Origin of the sequence: Shewanella decolorationis S12, from assembly GCF_000485795.1 — a bacterium.
GTDB classification, from domain to species: Bacteria; Pseudomonadota; Gammaproteobacteria; order Enterobacterales; family Shewanellaceae; genus Shewanella; species Shewanella decolorationis.
Genome location: NZ_AXZL01000072.1, coordinates 110,752 through 130,658, shown reverse-complemented (window position 1 = coordinate 130,658; position 19,907 = coordinate 110,752). Strand labels below are relative to the sequence as shown.

Genomic DNA, 19,907 nt, shown 5'->3' with positions numbered 1-19,907 from the left:
GCTAAACAAACATTTTGCTCAAGCAGGCCTGCTTGATGTTATTAAGTTTGGTGATTTGTTGTTGGTGTTGGTTGAGCAACGCATCAAGTTTTTGGAAGTAGCTTCCAATTGCGGTTTGTTCATCGACTAAAGGAAATAATACCGGCAAATTCCTAAAATCTTGTACGCCAAGCGATTTACGCGTTGAGCCTGAAGTATTGTTATCAACATGAGCTTTAAATACATCTGTTCCTAAATAACTTTTTAAGAATGCAGGACGCAAGCTCTTAGGTTTGACGATTGCCATTGTAGGTGAATAGGTATATCTGTTACCTACGTTATTTGATAAATCAATAATCTTACCTACTGAAGCGACCCTTCCGTAGGCAAAATCACCATTTTCGATTGTGTATCTGGCTGAATGTTCATTGTAGATATGTAGAGGCACAATCCTCACATTTTTAAAATCAACAAGACCTGAATCCGATATATCACCTATACCAATGAAAGGTACTCCATTTTCCACAGCATCAGGAGCTCTATGGCTTGGATGAGGATCGATAACTTCTGCAACCTCAGATAAAGGCTTAACCTCCCACTCCCCACTAAACCCTTTAAAGCGGATTTCTGGGATGGTTTCGCCTTGTTTGGGGAACATCTTTTCCAGCATGGCTTTTTTGACATTGCTGAGCTTGTCATGCTTTTGTTGGTGTTGATTGATTAGGTTATCGAGTTTTTGGAAGGTGTTGCCGATTTGGGTTTGTTCTTCAGTTTCTGGGAAGAAGCAAAAGCGATTTAAAAATTTATCCGGCGAAGTGTGCTTGACTGTCGTTCCTGAAGAAGTAGATACAACTTCTTTTTGCTTTCTTGGAGTGCACAATAAGTTATATAAAAAACCTGAATTACCTTTGAAGCCAACTAACTTACCAAGTCGTTGATTGTGCAGGTATGTATTGTTATCTCTTGGAATTACAGCAGGAAAACCCAACGCTTGAGCCGTTGGAGTTAAATCCGTCATGGTTATGAACATATCATCAGGCTTAAATATATACCTTGGCGAAACTTGTTGTTTTACATCGTAATACTGACCTTTACCAGCTTGATATCCGCCACCAATATTCACGCTGCCAGGTGTAAGAACTATTACTTCTGTAGGGCTTTTTTTAAAATATCTGCTTTGAAAGGCGAATCCATTTTCTAGTTGCACTAGCTCACCTAATAATTTTTTATCCCACTCCCCACTAAACCCCTTAAAGCGAATTTCAGGCACTTTTTTCTCCACACTCATCTTATACGCCCTTCAATAAGCTAGTAAGTTCAGCCAAACCCTGCATATCAAACTCATTTCCGGTGAGCAGGCTCATCATTTTGGCCAGCTCTTGCTCAGAGGTTTTGATCTCATTCGTTACTTGCGAATAAGTCACCGCGTATTTATCGGCAAGGGCTTGCACTTGGCTGGTGAGCTGAGAAATCACGGCGCTTGGCATGGCGGCGAGCTCAAGGCTTAATGGCGTGATCCATTTTAGGTGCAGTAATTCATTGACTTGCTCGTCGTTTAAACCTTTGATGGTGTTTATATTTTTCAAGCGCAGCAATTCGTTAACTTGCTCGTCAGTTAAATCATCGATGGTGGTTTTAGTTTTTAAGTGCAACAATTCATTGACTTGATTGTCGGTTAAACCTTCGATGGTGGTTATAGTTTTTAGGTGCAAAGCAATAGCGGTCTCTTTTACCGCTTTTTTCAGGGCCTTTTCTTCATCAATGAGTTTATTAGCCGCGATGATTTTTGCTTCGTAGCTGTCGTTATCAAATTTAACTTTGCTGTCTTTTTGCTCTTTTAGGAAGGCTTTAGCGGCTTTGGCTACTTCAGCATTGGCAAAACCGTCTTTGCTTTCTTTTACAGTGTCTTGCTCTTTTTCTTCTTCGCTGAGGGATTCGAGTATTTCTTCAAGTAGGTTTGCGATTTCGGCCAAGTGAGTTTCTTGTTTTTCTAACGCGAGCAAGTCATCAGCCAACAGAGTTTTTTGCACAAGTTCAAACGGCAAGATATGGCCTTTCCAACCATCTTGTACTTCGGTGTCTTTGCCGTCTTTTTTCTTGATAACAATATTTGCATCAACTTGCTTAGTAGCGGTAAAGCCCTCAGTTTGCATCATTTCTAAATCGCTACTTATCACCTGCCATTGGTTGTTTAAATATTGATAGGCTTGGTATTTGTCGATAAGGGCAATGCTGCTTAAGCGATTAAATAGCTCTGCGCTCAACAGCGGCTCTTGCTGGTTACGGTTAACCGCTTGCCAGCCTTGAATAAGCGTAGTGTTTAAATAGTCATCAAAACCAGCAAAGGCTTGGTTGTAAGCGCTAATAAACTCTATAACTTGTGGGTGCTGGGTAATGGTGGCGTTCACCGCTGCTTTTTCTATCGCTAATTCACTGTAAGCGCTCGATTTAGCTTTAAACAGCGCATTATGCAATTGCGGGAATGCTTGCCAATATTGGTGTAACTGTGCAATTTCGCTATTTGGGATGCCACCGAGCATAGTGGCGTGTAGATCCCAGCTTTCAGCGGCTGGAGAAGAATCCACATAACGCGGAATATTTAAGTTGTAGCCATTGTCGCGCAGGGTTTGCTTACTCACCACCTGCGAGAATTTGTCGATATTTTCGCGGTTGATGACCGCATCCACAATACGCTTGATGTCACAGGCTTGCAGCTTGTTGTTTTTGCCTTCTTTAATAAAGTGCTTGGAGGCATCCACAATCAGCACATCGGTATTTTGCCTTTTTTGTTTGAGCACCAAAATCACGGTAGGAATACCGGTGCCAAAAAAGATATTAGAAGGTAAGCCGATAATGGCATCAATGTGGTTTTGCTCAATCAATTGCTTGCGAATTTCGCCTTCTTCACCACCTCTAAAGAGTACGCCGTGGGGCAAGACAATGGTCATAATGCCATCGGGTTTTAGGTGGTAAAGGTCGTGCAGTAAAAAGGCAAAATCGGCTTTGGTTTTGGGCGCTAAACCAAAACGCGAATAACGCGGGTCGCTGTCTTTAAAACTTGGGTCCCAGGCTTGTGAGTAAGGCGGGTTAGAGACGACCGCATCGACATACAGCGCATGATAAGAGCCTTGCGGATCGTTTTCATCAAAATACGGCCAGTCGTCTTCTAAGGTGTCGCCGTTACGGGTTTTAATGTTACTGGCTTTAATCCCGCGCATGATGAGGTTCATACGGGTTAAGTTGTAGGTGTTCGCTTTTAACTCTTGGGCATAATAGGTAATGCTGTCTTTGCTTTTGGCGTATTTTTCGACCGCTTCACCAATATTGATCAATAGCGAGCCTGATCCCGACGTTGGATCGTAAATCTCGATGGTGTCTTTTTGTTTTAATTCGTGGGCGATGATGTGCGACATCAGTACCGAGACTTCATGGGGCGTGTAAAACTCACCAGCTTTTTTACCGGCATTAGCGGCAAATTTTTCAATCAGGTATTCGTAGATATAGCCCAGTACGTCATAGCCTTGCTTGCCGTTCATTGGGATACTTTTGATTAAATGCAGCAGGTCGCTAATAGCTTTTGTGCGCTTACCCGCGCTTTCACCCAGTTTGCTAAGGCCCGTTTCGAGGGTGGTGAAAATACCTTCAAACAATTTTTTGTAGGTAGGAGAAATCAAACGGCTAAAGGCGGATAGCGCATCACGCACATTGGACTCGTCGAAGTCAAACGTGGGGTCTATCCAAGTTGAAAATAAATTATCGTAGCTAATAAAGTAACCCAAGCTATCCTGAATGTAGTTAACCGTATCGACGTCTTCTTCGCTTAGTGCTTTGATTTCATCAGGCGTCATCCCTTCTTTGGTGACAAACTGCACCAGTTGGTCGCTGAGGTATTTGTAGAAGATAAAACCTAAGATGTAGTCTTTGTATTCGTTCGCTTCAATTTTCGAGCGCATCTGGTTGGCTGATTCCCAGATTTTGGCGGCCAGTTGTTGCTTGTTCATATGCTTTCCTATGCTGTAACCATGTCGAAACCAGGCGCAATCGCAAGGTTACCGACACCGTATAAAGTTTGATAATTTCTTAACCACAAATGAAATTCGGGGCTTTTTAGTGAGGCCTCTTTGGAGCAATCGACATTCCATAACCTTAGCAAATAGCCAGCGGTTGCCGCCCTGATCTCAACTTTCATCACGCCACCCGTCATGCCGTAATCCAGTTCAATCGCCTCTCTGTGCTTAATTCGTGGGTGCGGCACTAACTCCAGCTCAACAAAGCGATTCCATTGCCGGTCTTGGGTTTCGAGCTCAGTTTCTTTGATAACAGAGGGCGACAAAGTGGAGTCTTCAAGCACAACAGCGGCTTTAATTCGGGTAAGTACAAAGTCACGGAATTCACCATGCTTGCGGTCAAAACCACGAACATGCCAACGCAGGCCATTGTCCACCAGCGTATGCGGTACAATTTCACGCGTGGTTTCACCGCTCGATAACGACACATAGTTAATGCTCAAGGCTTTGCCTTTGTGTATGGCCTCGGTGATTTTTGCCACTATCGATAGACTCGGCTTGTTTAAGTGATAAGGCGCTTCACACGCAAGAGGTGGTTTTAGCTGACCAGAAAAACCATCTCCAAACCCTTGGCTTAAGGTGGCTAGCGTTCTGATCACATCAAAATCGAAAAGGGATATAAAAGACGCGGCCTTAAGATGCTGCTTACGCTTTTCATCATAAACCACATTTTGCGGAGCAATCTCTTTGTAACGGGCAAAGTCTTGGGTCGCTACGGAAGGAGCAATATTGAATCGTTCAACGAGATCGGTTCGACGAGCCTCACCTTTGAACATTAACACAAAGTCAATGTGAGCCAGTCGCTCGCGCTGCGCAAGCGTTAAACTTTCCAATGTTAGTTGAGTCAAGGTCTATCCTTAGCACACTCGCATGGTAGTAGAACAAACTGAGAATTGTTATACAGCCTACCGAATTTAAGTAGGCTAATATTATCAACTAGTTTACCCCGCGGCTACTTCTATCGAGTGTGAAATTGTGATTTGAAGCAAAAAGTTAGCTCTCCTTGATTTGTTGAAATTTCAATCGAACATTCATAGGCTTCGCTCGATTCGTCGGACATTAACAAACCTGAGATCGGTCTAACAAAAAACGGCTATAGCATTAACTCCGCAATAGTGATGCTGAGTGGTGGCTTATTGTTGTTCAATTTGAGGATCGGTAATCGCTTACTTTGCTGCAAATGGCCCGAGTTGTTGTAACTCGGGCCATTTGTTATTAATGTGCCAATGTTATTCTAATGCTTTATTCCGCTTAATCTTTTATGCGTGAAATCGAGATTGAGACTTCAAAAAATCACGGATACTATAAAGTAATAGGGTAAATTCCTACTCATCGTAATCTTCATCATACTCAGTAAATAACGCCAATTCTTCGGTGACATCTTTCGCAAATTCAGCACCTTGTGGACGAACCCAAACACGAATACATTCAGTAAGCGTTACATCGTGCTTATCAGAATCCCAACCAAAATTAGCATTTGGGTTAAATAAAGCTAAAGCGTTATTAAATACGTCTAAAATTTGTGCTTTTGAGTTGATAGTCCCCTCCATATAAGCCATTGAGAAATGATGTATTACTGAAGTTTCAAGCATGACAGAAGATAACCAATCAACAGAATACTTGTAAGCCAAAATCCAGTTAGGTCCGCGAACCTCTTTAAATGTGTTAGGCTTAAATCCTAATTCAGATGCCTTAGCTACTTTGTCATTACTTCCAACAAAACAAGAGCTCACTATCAAACCTTTAATTCTGCCACCGGCATCAGCAACAACATCAGCAATATGTTCAATTTCCGCGTCAGCAATAAACTCCTGGGAGCCGTGAGCACCAACATAGAGAATTTGTCGTTCCTCGCTCGCCTTAGCAAGATGTTCTATTGCACTATCAAATGAATTGTTATCGTAAAAATTACAATGATAGATATTAAAGCGACGATCAGTAGCACTGTCATTGTTAAGTTTTTTCACCCCTTCAAAAAACGGCAATGAACTTGCTGCCCCCTGATTTACATTAGGGGTATACCATGGTGATTCCGCCACTAATAAAGCCACATCCTTTGCACTCATATTTTTGTTTCCTTTTTAAGTGAACTATATCGCTACTAATGATAATTTCCCAAAGCAACAGCTAAATCCTGTTTTATTTTTTGGCTAAGACCTAAAGGAGCTAGCACCTCAATATTGGCTGAATGGGACATAATCCACCAGCGAAGTTGCCAGCTATCAATAACGGTGGCGATTAACAAACACCATTCATCATCGATTTTGCTAAGCTGCATATCTTCGCTTAACGGTTGTTCTTCAAGGTGGTCAGCTTGCTGCACCTTCACTTTTGCTTTAAAGGTTATTAAACCCGCAGAACCTTCACTGGTGAATTGCATGCCACCAGTATCGAGATAGGCTTGCAGGTTAAAATCTCGTTTTGGATTCGCTTCGCCATAAAGCTCAGCAGCCAGCATACGATGCATGGCAAACCGACGTACATCTGTATGCTTCCCAACTGTTGCCAGTAGATACAGCACTTGGCCTCGCAGCACTAATGCTAAAGGAGCTAGTTGATAAGATTTAGGCTCAGACTGGTGAATGGGTTGATAACTCACTTCAAGCTGCTGTTCGCGTAACACTGCATTTTGTACTCGTTCCAACACTTGTTCATCAATAGCGGGCGGCGAGCTGGAAAGGTCTGGCTCAATACTGGCAAATTTTTGCGACCAATTAGCCAATGTTTTTGACTTCGACAGCGTACTTGCTGCTAGCGTAAATTGCGACTCTAGTCCCTTAAATAACAACTTAGGTAGCAACGACGTCAACGAGCTTTGCACCAGCAGCAGTGAGATACTGTCTGAAAATGAGAGCCCAGCCATCAGCTCAGTACGACTATCACGTTGCCAATACCAGTGCACTTGATGACCGTCTCTTTCGCATTGCAGTGGGAAAATATCTGCCAAAAATGCAAGATCACGTTGAATTGTCCGCTGCGTCTGGTTTACCTCTTCAGACGTCAAATAATAGCGAAGCTCTTCGGTTGTCTTACGCTCAGCAGACCTTGAGAGATATTTCAAGATCATCCATTGACGATGGACTGTATTCACCGTTTTACTTGGGCACTTTAAACCATCCTTGTTTGTCATCTATCGTTCTCTGTGTCCAAATTTTCTTATAATGGCGTTATCAAAGCCAATTTCCCAAAACATTGCAAGTATTCAGCTTTAGTATGTGAACAACCTATCAAGCCATCACTCGGATACAACTCGTCAAAATAACGCACTAAAGCTTCTCCCTCACACATGCTGAAGAGAGTTCTACTACAGAGAAATAAAAACGCTTCGGGCATAATATGACGCATCAGTTCGAATAGAAACCAAGGGTCAGCATTACGCAGGTATAACTCTTGCACATAACGTTGAAAATAGGGCTCAAAGTAGTCATATGATGCCGGAAAACATAATGGCACTGTTGCCAAAGCTCGAAGAAGAGGACTTTTGGGGTAGTACTCATTTAGCACTGTCGCCGCCATAAATAATTCTGCAAAGTAACAATCAAACTTTCGGTCTCTTTTAGTTCTGAACCCAGCTTTGCCTTGTGCCAGATCATTTTCTAGTGCTGCAGAAGAGAACCAATCTGCATCCTGCCAACGACGCTTGTCACCTCGAAAACGGCGGTTAAGCCTTTCACATCGATGGAGGTATTGATCCAACACTGTTTCAGCGGCAGTTAGCAATGCTGCTGGGTTGGCATCATTTCCAGCAAAGCTACCATTCTGTATATGACGCTTTAGCGAGATATTATCTTCCAAAAATAAAGTGTACAGTCGCTGTAGTAACGGCTGGGAAAATTTGAAGCATGAGGCCGAATAGATTATGTCTTTTTTCAACCATGCCGCTAAGCCCTGTAAGGGTTTTGACCACGAGATTACAAACAGACGCATTAACAGAAGACTGTCAAAGTACTCGTTTTCAAACTCTTGCGATCTCCAGTCATAAATAGCCGAAAAATCATCACTTTCTTGGATAAAAATTATCGGATTATGAGAGGTTAACTCCAAACCATCCCACCCCTTAACAAAATCATTAAAAACGTAATTGAACAGCTCATCCCAATACTGACTCATCATAGCGTTTACCCCTAAATGCCAAATGATGCTGCAACTAAAGCAACATCCTGAGCAATATGATGCTAGCTTTAACGTCAAATGGTGTCGTCAATATCAATTCAAAAGATAAAATTTAGAGTGAAAATTAATGCTACTTTTACAGCAGATCTAACAAGATCAGGAACGATTCGAGGCCGCTCCATCCCTCTGCGCTATCTGTTCTAATATCCATTCTCGTACTTCACCTTCTACCCGTGCAACAGATCTACAGCACTATCATTCCGAAACTCTGATCTGTTTGGTGCGTAAAGATGTTAAACAGCGATCCAACTTCCAATGAGGAGTCATTCTTCCTTTCATCAGGAAAATGATACTTTCTGAACGCTGTGGATATTTCCATTCATCACTCGGCTGCAGATCGAACTGTTCAGCTTGAATCTCTGGGTAAATCCCTTGAGAGATAAGTTCTCTGATAATACCGCTAGTTAAATGATGTTTATCATCATTTAATGGGTGCACATAAAACGTCGCAGGGTTTCCCCCTCGAACGGAGCGAAGTTGTTGTGTACACCTCTCATTCTGCTGCAAAGCCCTATGCCAAGTGAGTGTGAAATGCCCATCAACAATCGGATTGCTAACGGGGAGCAGAGAGAGCATCAGGACGATGACAAATATTCCATGTTACCGTAGCCTTTTCAGTGAACGTAATGTTAGGCGAAGTATCCAATACTCGAATAGCAAAATCCCGATCGTTACAACTCACCATGCCATTGATAAACCCACCAACCTCGAGTGCTTTATCAAGTCGAATGAAGGTATTAGAACCTTGCCACCCAGGATTTCCGATCAAAAAATCATCGACAGTAATGCTAACGGGTATATTCACACCTACAACTTCCCCGCTTCGGGATACACGAATACCAGACAATACAACATCAGCAGTTCCTGAGGCGGACATGCGTTCGCATTCAAACGGATGGTTAGGTTCCCAGAAGTCATCATCAATAATTGCTACATAGCAGGATGAGTAAATGCTTTGGAGATAGCTAAAACCAGTATTCCACACGCCTGCCACTCCCGTCACTTGATTGTTATGAATACAGACAAGATTTATGTCTTGTGCATAAGTTTAGATTCGCCCAAGCTCCTCATTAGTGAGAGCTCTATTATCGGAAACGATTACCAACAAATCTGGCAAACGTGTTTGGCATATTACGGATGATAAGGCGTCGTCGAGCAATGTCTCGACTCTCGGCAATGTTGCGATAAGTACAGCGATAGGTACACTTGGACTTATGTCAATCATTCAAGCCAGCGTTGTGCCTCGATTACTCTGCTGTTTTGAATAACACCATTACCCAGCTTCCCATGGCAAGTTCGCTGGGGCCTGCAATATTGCCGTACAGAATACAACTCAATTGCCCACTACAAACCGTTCGTTGCTATATGCTTCGTGCGCCACAACAGTGAGAACTAAAAACGACATTACTTGTCGTTTCGCTGAGTACACTATATTCATTAATGAGAATGGACGATGAAAACTATTTAAAATGAAAATATTTTTGGATGATGAACGACTCGCTCCTACTGGCTGGCTACAAGTTCGATGGCCAGATGAGGTTATCTCCTATTTAGCCAAAGGCATGGTAACCGATATTAGCCTAGACCATGATTTAGGAGATGATGCTAGAGGTACTGGCTACGATGTGCTGCTTTGGATTGAGCAAGCTATTGTTGATACAGGCTTTCAGCCTCCGAAAATTAATGTACATACGAGTAATCCTGCAGCAAGAATAAGAATGCTTGCTGCAGTAGAACAGATCACCCGCCTAGCTGAAATGAAATCACAATGACTGCACCTACAGTTGCACCTTTACTTTTATTGTCCGGCGATCCATTTCATCTGCTTGGCCAACTTTCGGCCTTTCATAGTCTGAAGCTAATTTGTCGGCTCAAACAAATCCTGCCAGCTCACGTTGGTCGAACAGTCTCGACTCATACTGGCATCCCCGTGATCGCAGCAGATTTTGAATTGCGGATGATTGCAGAGGCATATAATTGTTTTGAGAATTTTGATGTTGAAATCTATTTGACGTTTCAGGGAGATCGCGACGCTTGGATGCATTATCAACAGAAGGCTAACGAACTGATTAAGTTAGGCCATTCGGTGTTAGTAACGGCTGAAGTCTATAGCCACATTGACGGCTCGATATGTTTGTATGATCCACAACTCACACCAACCGATATGCCTTTTATTCAATAGGACTGACAATGAAACTGCTCCATGTTTCCGATCTGCATTTCAACCAAGTTCAAATGCTATGGGTTACCGACAATGCATCCGAAGCTGACGTTGTTTGTCTAACAGGTGACTTCATTGATAGTCGATACAACTGCCCTACACCAATCGATGAGCAAGTGGCCGTTATCTCATGCTGGTTAAAACAGTTCAATCATCCTATTTTTGTATGCTCGGGCAATCATGATCAATTAGGTGATGAACTCAATTCAACCTGGTTAAGGGAAATTGAGGGGATCTACGCAGATCAGGCTATAGCCTCAATCAATGGGGTGATATTCGGCAGCGCGTCATATGGTACATCTGACTTCACACCATTTTCTCGATGCAATGTACTGCTTCACCACGAGCCGCCTTCAGGGCTTAGTGTCGCGAAGCAATCGGGGCGAGATTTTGGCTCAAGGGACCTAACAACGGCAATTAAATCGGGCACCTTGTCTCTTGTATGGTTACTGACAGGTCACGTTCATCAACCAGAGAAGTGCGCCTGCAAATTTCGCGGGTGCAGCATTTCAAATCCTGGAGCCAACAGTAAGAGTGAAGTCCCTAATCATCATTGGATCCGTATTTAAGCGCGCCTCAATGCTTTGAAGTACGCACAAAATTGTTCCATTAAAAATCATGACATCTTAGGAGAGGTTATTTTGAATAAACCCGAGATTGATCCAAACCATATTGTCGTTTTTACTGGAGCAGGAATATCAGCGGATCAGCTAGCGACATTTACTGATGATAATGGACTGTGGTTGAAGTATCGGGTTGAAGAGGTTTCTTCTGCTCACGCCTTAAAAGCGTACCCAGAAAAAGTTATCGATTTCTATAATTTCCGCAAACAGGAAGTGTTGTCAGCACACCCTAATCCAGCACACATTGCCATTGCAGAACTTGAAAAAAAATACCGGGTTAGTGTTGTAACCAGTAATGTGGATAATCTTCACGAGCGAGCAGGCTCAACTCAGGTTTATCACGTTCACGGAAGTTTATTTGAGGCACGACATTTAGAGAGTGATATTTCATTTAGCATCGGCGATAGGCTTTATTCACTCGAGAATAATGAAAGGCCTCACGTCGTATTATATGGGGAGCAGGTTCCTAATCTTTATGAAGTAAAAAAACTATTCCAAACAGCATCTAAGGTTTTGATTGTTGGCACTTCCCTTACCGTAAAACCTGTATGTAATCTTCCAAAATATGCACGCGGCAGAGCAGAAAAAATTCTGGTCTCTAAACATGTCAACAAACGACCTTATGGTTTTGAGTTCATTCCCTTAGATGCAATTATTGCAGTGCCTCTGATAGTAAAACGTTGGCTTAATCAACATTAATGGCGACAAACTCGCTCCGCACCTACTTTAGTTGACCACTACACATACTGACTCATCATAGCGTTTACCCTATATGCCAAATGATGCTGCAACTAAAGCAACATCCTGAGCAATATGATGCTAGCTTTAACGTCAAATGTTGTCGTCAATATCAATTCAAAAGATAAAATTTTGAGTGAAAATTAATGCTACTTTTACAGCAGATCTAACAAGATCGGGAACGATTCGAGGCCGCTCCATCCCTCAGCGCGATCCTTTCTAATATCCACTCCTGCACTTCACTTTCAACCCATGCAATAGATCTACGGCCCAATGTCACTGCTTTGGGGAAAATACCTTTATCGACATACTTGTAAATGGTTGAACGGGCTAAGCCTGTAGTTTCAATCACGTCTTTTATTCGAATTAGCTTTATGTTTGGTGTCATGCTGAACTCTTGGTAATGGTTTAATTCCATTAGCTGTGCCAGTAATTTTTAACTTTTCCAAATATTTTCAGATATATATCACTCCAGTGCATAAGCCCACTAACGCTTTCAAGGAGCCTGATATGTCAACAAAAGCGATGTCCTCCCAATCCGTAAAGCCCCCATTGCTAAACCAACCGATCAACCAGTGGCCGCAGACTGCCGAAGCGATCCTAGCCTCTGCCGCAAATATCATTGCCGAGCGCTATGTAAAGAAAGACGCCTATACCAACCCTCAAGCCACTAAGGATTTCTTAACTTACAAACTGGGCGGTTATGAGCGGGAGGTATTTGCGGTGATGCTGCTCGATAACCAGCATCAATTACTCGAGTTTAAAGAGTTGTTCTTTGGCACTTTAGATGCTGCCAGTGTTTATCCAAGAGAAGTGGTTAAGGCTGTGTTGGCCGTTAATGCGGCTGCGGTCATTTTTGCCCATAACCATCCATCCGGCGAGTCTGAACCTTCAACGGCAGATAAGCACATCACTCAACGGTTAACCGATGCGCTGGCGCTTATCGATGTGCGCGTGCTTGACCATATCGTGGTTGGCCGCACGCCAGTGTCCTTTGCTGAGCGCGGCTTACTTTAGCCGCGCATTCAACCCGCTTTCATCCCTCCCAAGGAGTCCATCATGATTGAATTTACCGATAGCTTTTCACAGGCCTGTGTCGCCGAAGCCTGCGCCGCGTTTCCTGAACTGCGTAACCGCTTAACGGTTGAGCTGATTTTGCCGATGTTTGTGCGGCCGCTTAATGCCATGGGCCAAGTGATTGGCAAGCCAGTCGTTGCACCACACCGCGAGCTACATAAAACCGTATTATTTGTGTTTCACCGTGATGTGGTTGAGCACTTACCCAAGGAGATTGCCTTTTGCCGCTATGTTTGCCCCTGTGACAGTTATGGTGTGCCAACAGGTGAATGGCAAAGGGTGATCAACGGTGTGTACTTTAACCATGGCAGTAATGAACAGCCCAATTGGAGTGTGCATACCTAAAAACGATTACTGGCCTATATCCAGCCGACTAGCCAGCTGTATTCGCCGTTTGTACTCGCTTAGGTATTTATCACCGCTCTCGCTAGTCCGCTTACAAGCAAGCCACTTCTCTTAGTTTCATCCTTCAACCATTGAGGTCACTATGACAACCCTAAAACTTTTCGATATTGAGCACACCTGGGGCCTACCCAGTAAAATGTCTCCTCGCTTTGGTGCGAGGCTGATTTTACGCGGCCTGCATTTGGATTATCTCCATGACCGCGCAAGCTTTGTCGGTGAATTTCCACCAGCAATTAAACAACAATTTGTCGAGGCCTTTCCGGCTATGGTTAAACAGCTTGAGCGGCTGGTGGCCACTGGCGAGATTGATGCCACTGAGCAGCACTGCGTGAGCATTGAACACGCTGGCTTTACCTGTGAGGCTGATACCTTAGGTAGCCACGGCTATTTGTATATTGCGATTTATCAAACCGAAGCTAAACCAAAGCTAAGCCACTGACCACCAGCAACTTCGCCCTCACTCGATAACTTGTTCGAGCTCGTAAGCCTGTACCAATCCCCTAACCGTAAGCACCTTTTCCTAAACCCTAGCTTTAGAGCTCTATCAAGTAGCCCTTAGCGACTCACGTTAAACCGCTCGACCAACAACTGTTTTATTAACCCAACCGCATAGACAGCAAGAGCCAAGGCGTTACTGCGCCTTGGCTCTTGCGTATGCATGTAAATCAAACAAGGAATATCCCATGACATTAACCATCAAGCGTAACCAACTGCCAGCGATGCCCGATCGTTTTTACCAAGTGATTGAAAAGGAACTGGCTGAAGTCACACCAAAAGACGCCAACGCCATCACCCTTAATTTTCGAGACCCAGATTACAGCGCCGAAGCGGGTGGCTTTCATCCCGTCGAAGTCCGGCTTGAGAAACAGCAAGATCACTGGCGTTTAGTCTACGTCACCGACTTTGCTTTTCGCGGTCATCCCTTCCCTGAACTGGTTAAAGATATCGATATCTGCTTTAACAGCAAGCAGGTCTATAGCCTGTTTAGCGGCTGGATTGGGGAACAGGAATCACAGGGGCTGATTAAGTTGTTCAGCGATAACTTTGTCAGTTACTACCAGATGGAAGCCTATCAAGTGGAAGTGAGTTTGGATTAACTAGCCTCACCGTCATTTCACGCGAGCATCCTAATCCTATCTACCGGTTTCAGTTCTATCGCCATCAACGGGCCAAGCGCATCACACCCGCGCCCTTGTTGCCCTAAGTCATTAGTCAAGCACCTGCCGTTAACAACAACCAACCTCGCCCGCAACGCCTATCATTCGCGGGCTTTTTGTTTTGGAGTCCACCATGAAAATACATCGCGAAACCATCCTGCTACTGCCAGAGCGCTTTTATAAATTATTAGAACGACAACTGGCCGCACTCAATAACCCCGACCTCAACATCATCACCTTTAACTACCGCGATCCCGACTACAGCTATGAGAGCGGTGGTTATCACCCAGTGGAGATCAACCTCTACCGCCAAGGTGATTGCTGGTATCTCAATTACTTCACTGACTTTGCCTACTGCGCTGGGCCCTTCCCTGAGCTTGAGAAAGAAATGGAAGTGCTGTTTCAGGAGAAGCAGGTCTACAACAGCTTCTTTGGCCGCTGCTACCTCGAGCATGCCGACAGCCTAGTACGGCTGCTGCTGGAGAACTTTTGCAACTACGTCGAGATGGAGGTGTACCAGGTTCAGATCAGCGCCGACTGAACTTGGTGCCCACAAAGGTATTTTGGGAACCAAGCAACGCAGGCCCCATGCGGGTTTGCGATGTGCTGGTGCCCACATTTATCACATAGCCAATTGAGGGAACCAAGCATGAACGAAGTCGAAGCAGTCAAGAACCGCGACACCATCAAGCTTATCAGTTACCTGCTCGAACGTCACTTTGGTCAGCAGATGGCCGATGTCTGGAATATCGGCCTAAACCTGGCACTCCGTATCTCTGACTTACTGGCCATCAAGTTCAGCGATATCGACGGCGATCGCTTAAATATCATTGAGCAGAAGACCGGTAAACGCGCCAGCATCAAACTCAACCCGAAGACGCTGGCGTTGATTGAGGCGATCCACCAGAGTCACCCCGAGCATATCTACCTGTTCCAATCCCACCGCTCGAGCCAAGCCAAAGACCGACAGGCCCCCGCGAAACCACTGACACGGCGCGCCGTCGCCAAAGCGTTTGCCTTTGTCGGTGACGATATCAAGTTAGCCCTGGGCACCCACTCAATGCGCAAAACCCGCGGCTATCACCTGTACCAAGCCTGCAAAGACATTGGCCGGGTGATGCGTATGCTGCGGCATCAGTCAGAAGCGGTCACCCTGCGTTATATCGGCATTACTCAGCAGCAAATCGATAAGGACTTTGTCGAGCTGGAAATCTGAATCCATCAGCACGCCCATTTCACCCGATTCAACCCATTAGCAGATGCAACCTAGGAGTATCTGCGTTGCTTTCTTGGAGTACATACCATGTATAGATTTCATCCCGGTGATCACCTGGTCACCAATATCGATCCGCTTGGCTTAACCGAACACCATGGCCTGTATGTTGGCCATGGCAATGTGATTCACTTATCTAAACAGGGCATCATCGAAGAAATCGATCTGCAGCAATTTGCTGGTGGCCATAAGATCAGAGTGAAAAAGTCCAGCCTGTTTCCCCATCAAGCTATTGAGCAAGCGCGCAGTCAGCTGGGTCACAGTCCATACGACGTTGCCACCAACAATTGCGAGCACTTCGTCAATGAATGCTTAGCAGGAAGCAGTACCTCTAACCAAGTCAGTAATCTCACTCACATTGCGCTGCAAGACTCTGCCAGAGCAGGCTTACTGGGAAGTTCCGCGTCAAAGTTGGCCATGGGGACTGTCGCAAACGTCGTGTTAGCCTCTACCGCCATCAAAATGACCGGTGAATACCTAGGGCTACCCGACAACGTCAACACACTACTAGGGACACCAGGGGATCTTGTCGCTAAACCTGCTGAATGCCTACTAAAAGGCACCACCGACACTCTAGGTGAAACTTATACTTGCTTACGCCAAGGAGAAATAACTGATGCGGGGATCAAACTCGTCACTGGCAGTATAGAAACCGGCTTAAACACCGTGTTGACGACAGCTGAAGTTGGCATCAATGGTGTAAAATCCGGTGCTGAGCTGATAGCCGATGCATGGCATTGGTTAAGGTCATGATGCTTCACATACAGTATTGAGAAAGTAGTAAGTCACCTATTGCCCAAACCCTATAAACGAAGCGGCACAACTCGCCGCTATCGTTTTCAACTCTCTTGCGATTACGTCGAAGATTCGCGTGATACCGGCATAATATTTATGACCTGTTAAGTGATACAAACTATCTTCTATCGTCCTTGAGCTTATGCCGTTGCTTGAGCAGACGAGTAAACGTGTAATCATTATTTTTTTGTACCACGTTATGCTAAGGTATTACCTAGTAGTACTAAGCATTACCTATGGAGTAACAGATGAGCACAATCAAACCCGTGTCGGTTAAATTAGATGCCGATATTAAAGCTAGAGTCGAGCATTTAGCCGAAACTCGTAAACGTTCATCACACTGGATGATGCGTGAAGCGATCCGTGAGTACGTTGAGAGAGAAGAGAAACGCGAGGCACTGCAGCAAGAGGCGTTACGTGCATGGGAAGAACACCAGACATCAGGCTTGCATGTGACTGGTGACGAAGTGGTGAGTTGGTTAGAGTCCTGGGGAAGTGAAAATGAAAAGGCTGCCCCTACATGCCACAAATAATCTTCACCGCCACTGCATTACGTGATTTAGAGCGCTTACGTGAGTTTCTTCGCAGTAAAAATCCCCCCGCCGCACAACGCGCTGCCAGCGCCATAATCAATACCATTAGAAAACTGGAAAGCTATCCAGACATTGGCCGGCCTATCGATGACAATGACTTTAGCTTTCGAGAACTGCTGATTGACTTTGGTGACACGGGCTATCTGGCAATCTACCAGTATGATGGCGGCGAACGATTGACAGTGTTGTGTATCCGCCACCAAAAAGAAGCCGGCTATTGAGATACATCTGCAAAGAGGTCTTCGTATGGATGAGCGATTATGAATATACTGCTGCCCTCTATAAATACAAAAGCGTGGGATTTGAGCCCCTTGCCCATTGTACTCATCCGAGAGCAACCGTACTAAGTAGGCTAATCACCAACTTGTAGTCTACCCAAAAAGCGACTACAGCCATAATGACGACGTCCATCACCATAGGTTTTACTGTCAACTTTGGCAAAGTAACTTAACCGCCTAAACAACTCACGGATTGTATGGTCCAAGTGAATTCTACCAAGCTCTACACGCTCCAATTGATAAAAAGGCGTCTTTGGAAAGTGAACTAAGCCTTGTGCAGCAACAACATCCAACGCTAGCGCACTCGCCCAAGCATTAACGATTCGGTTATACATATTAGGTCTACCAAGTTCAAATACACCTAAACTTCTATAAGCGTTGCCATTAAAAAACAAGCAAAGATGATAGTGTGGTCGGTTAAGTTGTCCAGTTTCCTGAACCCAGATATAAAGTACTTCACTTTGATGCACATATCCTTCAGTGTTCTTACACTTTGCAATATAGTCTGCAGTCACTTTTGCTTTTAGAGATTCAATAAACCGCGTAACGTAACGATTATCATCGGTGTTATAATAATCCGGAAATCTCAAGTCAACTCTCACAGCGAAAACCTTTGCATACCTATTTAATGCGTGATAGATAAGGTTTAAGTTATTATACAAATACTCCCCATAGACTCCATTTTTAAACTGAAGGATTGGCAAACCTCTAAAATTTCTAGCATTTAGCACGGTTAAATTCCTATTGCTGGATTTAGACATAATACACCAACTTTAAAATTGTAAAAATAACAACCGTAGGTCATCAATATATTATTAACAACCTAGGAATCGCAATAATTAAAAATCAAGCAAAACACTTACAAAACAAATAATATTAAACAGTAAACACTCATTAAATAAAAAACAAAAGCTATCACTCAAACCAAGAATAACTCTGAACTTATATACAGAAATCACTACAACGACAAAGGACTGCTTTGATTGATATTAAACAGGCTCATATCACGCTTAAAGACAACGTCGTCATAAGGCGCTCCTGGGTACAAATCAATAACCACAATGGTGTTATAATCATAAACTGCAATAAGTCTTTGGGATAAAACATTATTCAACGCATCATTTAAATTCTTACTTTTTCTTAAAGCAGGAGGGCCATATTGTAATATCTTATTCTTTTTAATATACCTAAACCCTCGGTTACGATATGAAACCAACCAGAAATATAGTTTTTCTCCTAGCACCACCTCCATGGGTAGTGGACAAAAATTATTTAAAAAGTGAAAAGAGTAAAAACTCACCAAGTCAATTGCTATTCTTAATGACTCAACGGATATCTTAGAGTCAAAAGAGTGTTCAAAATAATGAATATTTGCTGCCGTTCTAGCAATAATTTCTGCTAGTTTTGAAGCATGATCTCTGGCATTATCGTAAATTTGCCCTGGAGCCATTTTGGATTCAATATCGTTAGATATATCAAGCCACAAATCTTTCGCTTCATCTGAAAATGTTACTATTCTACATTCCATTTATTTACCCTCAAGTAATTCTTCGATTCTTTGATTAAACTCATTAATAAATTCTTTCTCATAGGTGATCCCATTGGTTTTCCTACCACCGCTAAGAGGCATTGGGAAGCACACTAAAAATCGAGAAAGATAACCATTGCCTCTTACAACATCCTGTGATTTATCCATAAATCGTTTCAATGCTTGAGGCTGGATCATGATATGTGTAGTCAGCCTAACACCTGAAAGCGTATAGGAATCTGTTGTTTTTCTTGCCACAGTGACATCATCGCCACTCCAAATCGCATTGAGCACAGGCGTGTTTGACATTAAGGCACTATTCATTAGCACACCGCCCTCACTTGACCCAAGACACGCATGTGGTGAGTCATTCTTGAGTCCAAACGTAAGCGCCTCTATCGTACTATCCTCATATAAAATTCTGAAAGCCTTTGGCCTTTGTGGTTGTTTTTCTTCGTGCTCAACCAACTCTTGTAATAGATTATTTACTTCAATTTCTGCCCCTGAATTCCTGAGCAATTTTCTTTTAAGTGACTTGGTTTTAGCATCATGTACCTCCCTCAAAATTTCATACTTAATTAACTGTTCTTTACAAGTTAATTCACGCTTTTTTTGGTGATTTTTAATCCCTTCCATTAATAGATTTTCAACAGTAGATTTGCGTTCGCCTGAATCTGCACAAGTTAATAAATTAAGCGAGATGGGACATATTTTGCCCGTTGGTAGTTCAACATCTATATGCCCCTGCAAAGCAGTAGAAATGGCTGTAAGTGCTGTACTGACAATTAGGGGATATGCAGCTTGAGTAATTAATTGAGTTTCAACTATAGTATCGTCTAAAAGAGTACCGTCTCCTATTCGATGTAAAAATCCATTAGAAACTGGAAATGTAATATTTCTTTTTTTACTCCCCCTCCTAGGAGCTATTTTTCTATCTTGATAACGTTGAGACATATCAGTTTTCCTTTGATAATAAGTAATGGAATTATTGAGTAGAAAA

General features: G+C 43.5%; 22 protein-coding genes and 1 pseudogene. 13 read left to right on the top strand and 10 right to left on the bottom strand.

The window, feature by feature from the left end; all coding sequences use genetic code 11:
* Position 1: 1 nt before the first annotated feature.
* From SHD_RS15700 to SHD_RS21860, 7 genes are all read right to left on the bottom strand, one after another.
* Positions 2 to 1,267 carry a restriction endonuclease subunit S gene (locus tag SHD_RS15700; RefSeq protein WP_023268012.1) on the bottom strand — a complete coding sequence of 422 codons (1,266 nt, stop codon included), beginning with the start codon at positions 1,265 to 1,267 and terminating at the stop codon, positions 2 to 4.
* A gap of 1 nt (position 1,268) precedes the next feature.
* Positions 1,269 to 3,980: a type I restriction-modification system subunit M gene (locus tag SHD_RS15695; protein ID WP_023268011.1), complete on the bottom strand. Its 2,712-nt coding sequence runs from the start codon at positions 3,978 to 3,980 to the stop codon at positions 1,269 to 1,271.
* An 8-nt stretch (positions 3,981 to 3,988) separates the two neighbouring features.
* Complete coding sequence (locus SHD_RS15690; RefSeq protein ID WP_431312091.1) at positions 3,989 to 4,822, bottom strand: WYL domain-containing protein; 834 nt, start codon at positions 4,820 to 4,822, stop codon at positions 3,989 to 3,991.
* 549 nt (positions 4,823 to 5,371) lie between these two features.
* Positions 5,372 to 6,112, bottom strand: coding sequence for a hypothetical protein (locus tag SHD_RS15685; RefSeq protein ID WP_023268009.1), 741 nt, complete (start codon positions 6,110 to 6,112; stop codon positions 5,372 to 5,374).
* Between the two features lie 35 nt (positions 6,113 to 6,147).
* Complete coding sequence (locus tag SHD_RS15680) at positions 6,148 to 7,176, bottom strand: helix-turn-helix transcriptional regulator (protein WP_023268008.1); 1,029 nt, start codon at positions 7,174 to 7,176, stop codon at positions 6,148 to 6,150.
* 26 nt (positions 7,177 to 7,202) lie between these two features.
* Complete coding sequence (locus SHD_RS15675) at positions 7,203 to 8,159, bottom strand: hypothetical protein (protein WP_023268007.1); 957 nt, start codon at positions 8,157 to 8,159, stop codon at positions 7,203 to 7,205.
* A gap of 613 nt (positions 8,160 to 8,772) precedes the next feature.
* A complete protein-coding gene (locus tag SHD_RS21860) occupies positions 8,773 to 9,204 on the bottom strand; it encodes a hypothetical protein (protein WP_152526559.1) in 432 nt (143 codons plus the stop codon).
* Between the two features lie 484 nt (positions 9,205 to 9,688).
* On the opposite strand from SHD_RS21860, the gene SHD_RS15665 reads away from it, so the two are divergent.
* The 4 genes from SHD_RS15665 (at position 9,689) to SHD_RS15650 (ending at position 11,762) form a co-directional block, all read left to right on the top strand.
* Positions 9,689 to 9,991, top strand: a complete 303-nt coding sequence (locus tag SHD_RS15665; protein WP_023268004.1) for a cyclic-phosphate processing receiver domain-containing protein — start codon at positions 9,689 to 9,691, stop codon at positions 9,989 to 9,991.
* Entirely contained in the window at positions 9,988 to 10,401 is a 414-nt protein-coding gene (locus SHD_RS15660; protein WP_023268003.1) for a hypothetical protein, read from the top strand. The genes SHD_RS15665 and SHD_RS15660 overlap by 4 nt, the downstream gene beginning before the upstream one ends.
* Positions 10,402 to 10,409: 8 nt before the next feature.
* Complete coding sequence (locus SHD_RS15655) at positions 10,410 to 11,009, top strand: metallophosphoesterase family protein (RefSeq protein WP_023268002.1); 600 nt, start codon at positions 10,410 to 10,412, stop codon at positions 11,007 to 11,009.
* 72 nt (positions 11,010 to 11,081) lie between these two features.
* Positions 11,082 to 11,762 carry an SIR2 family NAD-dependent protein deacylase gene (locus tag SHD_RS15650; protein ID WP_039978530.1) on the top strand — a complete coding sequence of 227 codons (681 nt, stop codon included), beginning with the start codon at positions 11,082 to 11,084 and terminating at the stop codon, positions 11,760 to 11,762.
* 205 nt (positions 11,763 to 11,967) lie between these two features.
* Here SHD_RS15650 and SHD_RS15645 read toward each other — a convergent pair whose 3' ends face one another.
* On the bottom strand, positions 11,968 to 12,189 hold the full coding sequence (locus SHD_RS15645) for a helix-turn-helix transcriptional regulator (RefSeq protein WP_084294899.1): 222 nt from the start codon (positions 12,187 to 12,189) through the stop codon (positions 11,968 to 11,970).
* Positions 12,190 to 12,311: 122 nt separating this feature from the next.
* Here SHD_RS15645 and radC point away from each other — a divergent pair, with 122 nt between their 5' ends.
* The 9 genes from radC (at position 12,312) to SHD_RS15600 (ending at position 17,322) form a co-directional block, all read left to right on the top strand.
* The gene (gene radC / locus SHD_RS15640; protein WP_023267999.1) at positions 12,312 to 12,818 is read left to right on the top strand and encodes a RadC family protein; all 507 of its coding nucleotides are present in this window, start codon (positions 12,312 to 12,314) and stop codon (positions 12,816 to 12,818) included.
* A 42-nt stretch (positions 12,819 to 12,860) separates the two neighbouring features.
* Entirely contained in the window at positions 12,861 to 13,223 is a 363-nt protein-coding gene (locus SHD_RS15635) for a hypothetical protein (protein WP_023267998.1), read from the top strand.
* A 142-nt stretch (positions 13,224 to 13,365) separates the two neighbouring features.
* On the top strand, positions 13,366 to 13,722 hold the full coding sequence (locus SHD_RS15630) for a type IV toxin-antitoxin system YeeU family antitoxin (RefSeq protein ID WP_023267997.1): 357 nt from the start codon (positions 13,366 to 13,368) through the stop codon (positions 13,720 to 13,722).
* A 244-nt stretch (positions 13,723 to 13,966) separates the two neighbouring features.
* Positions 13,967 to 14,380: a DUF2787 domain-containing protein gene (locus tag SHD_RS15625; protein WP_023267996.1), complete on the top strand. Its 414-nt coding sequence runs from the start codon at positions 13,967 to 13,969 to the stop codon at positions 14,378 to 14,380.
* A 193-nt stretch (positions 14,381 to 14,573) separates the two neighbouring features.
* Entirely contained in the window at positions 14,574 to 14,981 is a 408-nt protein-coding gene (locus SHD_RS15620) for a DUF2787 domain-containing protein (protein WP_023267995.1), read from the top strand.
* A 108-nt stretch (positions 14,982 to 15,089) separates the two neighbouring features.
* Entirely contained in the window at positions 15,090 to 15,656 is a 567-nt protein-coding gene (locus tag SHD_RS15615) for a site-specific integrase (protein ID WP_023267994.1), read from the top strand.
* 87 nt (positions 15,657 to 15,743) lie between these two features.
* Positions 15,744 to 16,466 (top strand): lecithin retinol acyltransferase family protein, encoded by a 723-nt coding sequence (locus tag SHD_RS15610; RefSeq protein WP_023267993.1) that lies wholly within the window; start codon positions 15,744 to 15,746, stop codon positions 16,464 to 16,466.
* A gap of 290 nt (positions 16,467 to 16,756) precedes the next feature.
* Positions 16,757 to 17,041, top strand: a complete 285-nt coding sequence (locus tag SHD_RS15605) for a CopG family ribbon-helix-helix protein (protein WP_011920070.1) — start codon at positions 16,757 to 16,759, stop codon at positions 17,039 to 17,041.
* Complete coding sequence (locus SHD_RS15600) at positions 17,029 to 17,322, top strand: type II toxin-antitoxin system RelE/ParE family toxin (protein ID WP_023267992.1); 294 nt, start codon at positions 17,029 to 17,031, stop codon at positions 17,320 to 17,322. Before SHD_RS15605 ends, SHD_RS15600 begins: the two co-directional genes overlap by 13 nt.
* A gap of 131 nt (positions 17,323 to 17,453) precedes the next feature.
* On the opposite strand, the gene SHD_RS15595 is transcribed toward SHD_RS15600, so the two are convergent.
* Together SHD_RS15595 and SHD_RS22305 are read right to left on the bottom strand one after the other, a co-directional pair.
* Positions 17,454 to 18,140, bottom strand: a complete 687-nt coding sequence (locus SHD_RS15595; protein WP_023267990.1) for an inovirus Gp2 family protein — start codon at positions 18,138 to 18,140, stop codon at positions 17,454 to 17,456.
* A gap of 197 nt (positions 18,141 to 18,337) precedes the next feature.
* Positions 18,338 to 19,861: pseudogene (locus tag SHD_RS22305) on the bottom strand (YfjI family protein).
* Between the last annotated feature and the right edge of the window lie 46 nt (positions 19,862 to 19,907).

Excerpts from the sequence above, each read along its gene's own strand:
- SHD_RS15610 (WP_023267993.1), top strand. The coding sequence starts at position 15,744 with ATGTATAGATTTCATCCCGGTGATCACCTGGTCACCAATATCGATCCG.
- SHD_RS15660 (WP_023268003.1), top strand. The coding sequence starts at position 9,988 with ATGACTGCACCTACAGTTGCACCTTTACTTTTATTGTCCGGCGATCCA.
- SHD_RS15655 (WP_023268002.1), top strand. The coding sequence starts at position 10,410 with ATGAAACTGCTCCATGTTTCCGATCTGCATTTCAACCAAGTTCAAATG.
- SHD_RS15605 (WP_011920070.1), top strand. The coding sequence starts at position 16,757 with ATGAGCACAATCAAACCCGTGTCGGTTAAATTAGATGCCGATATTAAA.
- SHD_RS15680 (WP_023268008.1), bottom strand. The coding sequence starts at position 7,176 with ATGACAAACAAGGATGGTTTAAAGTGCCCAAGTAAAACGGTGAATACA.
- SHD_RS15630 (WP_023267997.1), top strand. The coding sequence starts at position 13,366 with ATGACAACCCTAAAACTTTTCGATATTGAGCACACCTGGGGCCTACCC.
- SHD_RS15600 (WP_023267992.1), top strand. The coding sequence starts at position 17,029 with ATGCCACAAATAATCTTCACCGCCACTGCATTACGTGATTTAGAGCGC.
- SHD_RS15615 (WP_023267994.1), top strand. The coding sequence starts at position 15,090 with ATGAACGAAGTCGAAGCAGTCAAGAACCGCGACACCATCAAGCTTATC.
- SHD_RS15685 (WP_023268009.1), bottom strand. The coding sequence starts at position 6,112 with ATGAGTGCAAAGGATGTGGCTTTATTAGTGGCGGAATCACCATGGTAT.
- SHD_RS15625 (WP_023267996.1), top strand. The coding sequence starts at position 13,967 with ATGACATTAACCATCAAGCGTAACCAACTGCCAGCGATGCCCGATCGT.
- SHD_RS15690 (WP_431312091.1), bottom strand. The coding sequence starts at position 4,822 with ATGTTCAAAGGTGAGGCTCGTCGAACCGATCTCGTTGAACGATTCAAT.
- SHD_RS15645 (WP_084294899.1), bottom strand. The coding sequence starts at position 12,189 with ATGACACCAAACATAAAGCTAATTCGAATAAAAGACGTGATTGAAACT.
- SHD_RS15595 (WP_023267990.1), bottom strand. The coding sequence starts at position 18,140 with ATGTCTAAATCCAGCAATAGGAATTTAACCGTGCTAAATGCTAGAAAT.
- SHD_RS15635 (WP_023267998.1), top strand. The coding sequence starts at position 12,861 with ATGATTGAATTTACCGATAGCTTTTCACAGGCCTGTGTCGCCGAAGCC.
- radC (WP_023267999.1), top strand. The coding sequence starts at position 12,312 with ATGTCAACAAAAGCGATGTCCTCCCAATCCGTAAAGCCCCCATTGCTA.
- SHD_RS15675 (WP_023268007.1), bottom strand. The coding sequence starts at position 8,159 with ATGATGAGTCAGTATTGGGATGAGCTGTTCAATTACGTTTTTAATGAT.
- SHD_RS15665 (WP_023268004.1), top strand. The coding sequence starts at position 9,689 with ATGAAAATATTTTTGGATGATGAACGACTCGCTCCTACTGGCTGGCTA.
- SHD_RS15620 (WP_023267995.1), top strand. The coding sequence starts at position 14,574 with ATGAAAATACATCGCGAAACCATCCTGCTACTGCCAGAGCGCTTTTAT.
- SHD_RS15695 (WP_023268011.1), bottom strand. The coding sequence starts at position 3,980 with ATGAACAAGCAACAACTGGCCGCCAAAATCTGGGAATCAGCCAACCAG.
- SHD_RS15700 (WP_023268012.1), bottom strand. The coding sequence starts at position 1,267 with ATGAGTGTGGAGAAAAAAGTGCCTGAAATTCGCTTTAAGGGGTTTAGT.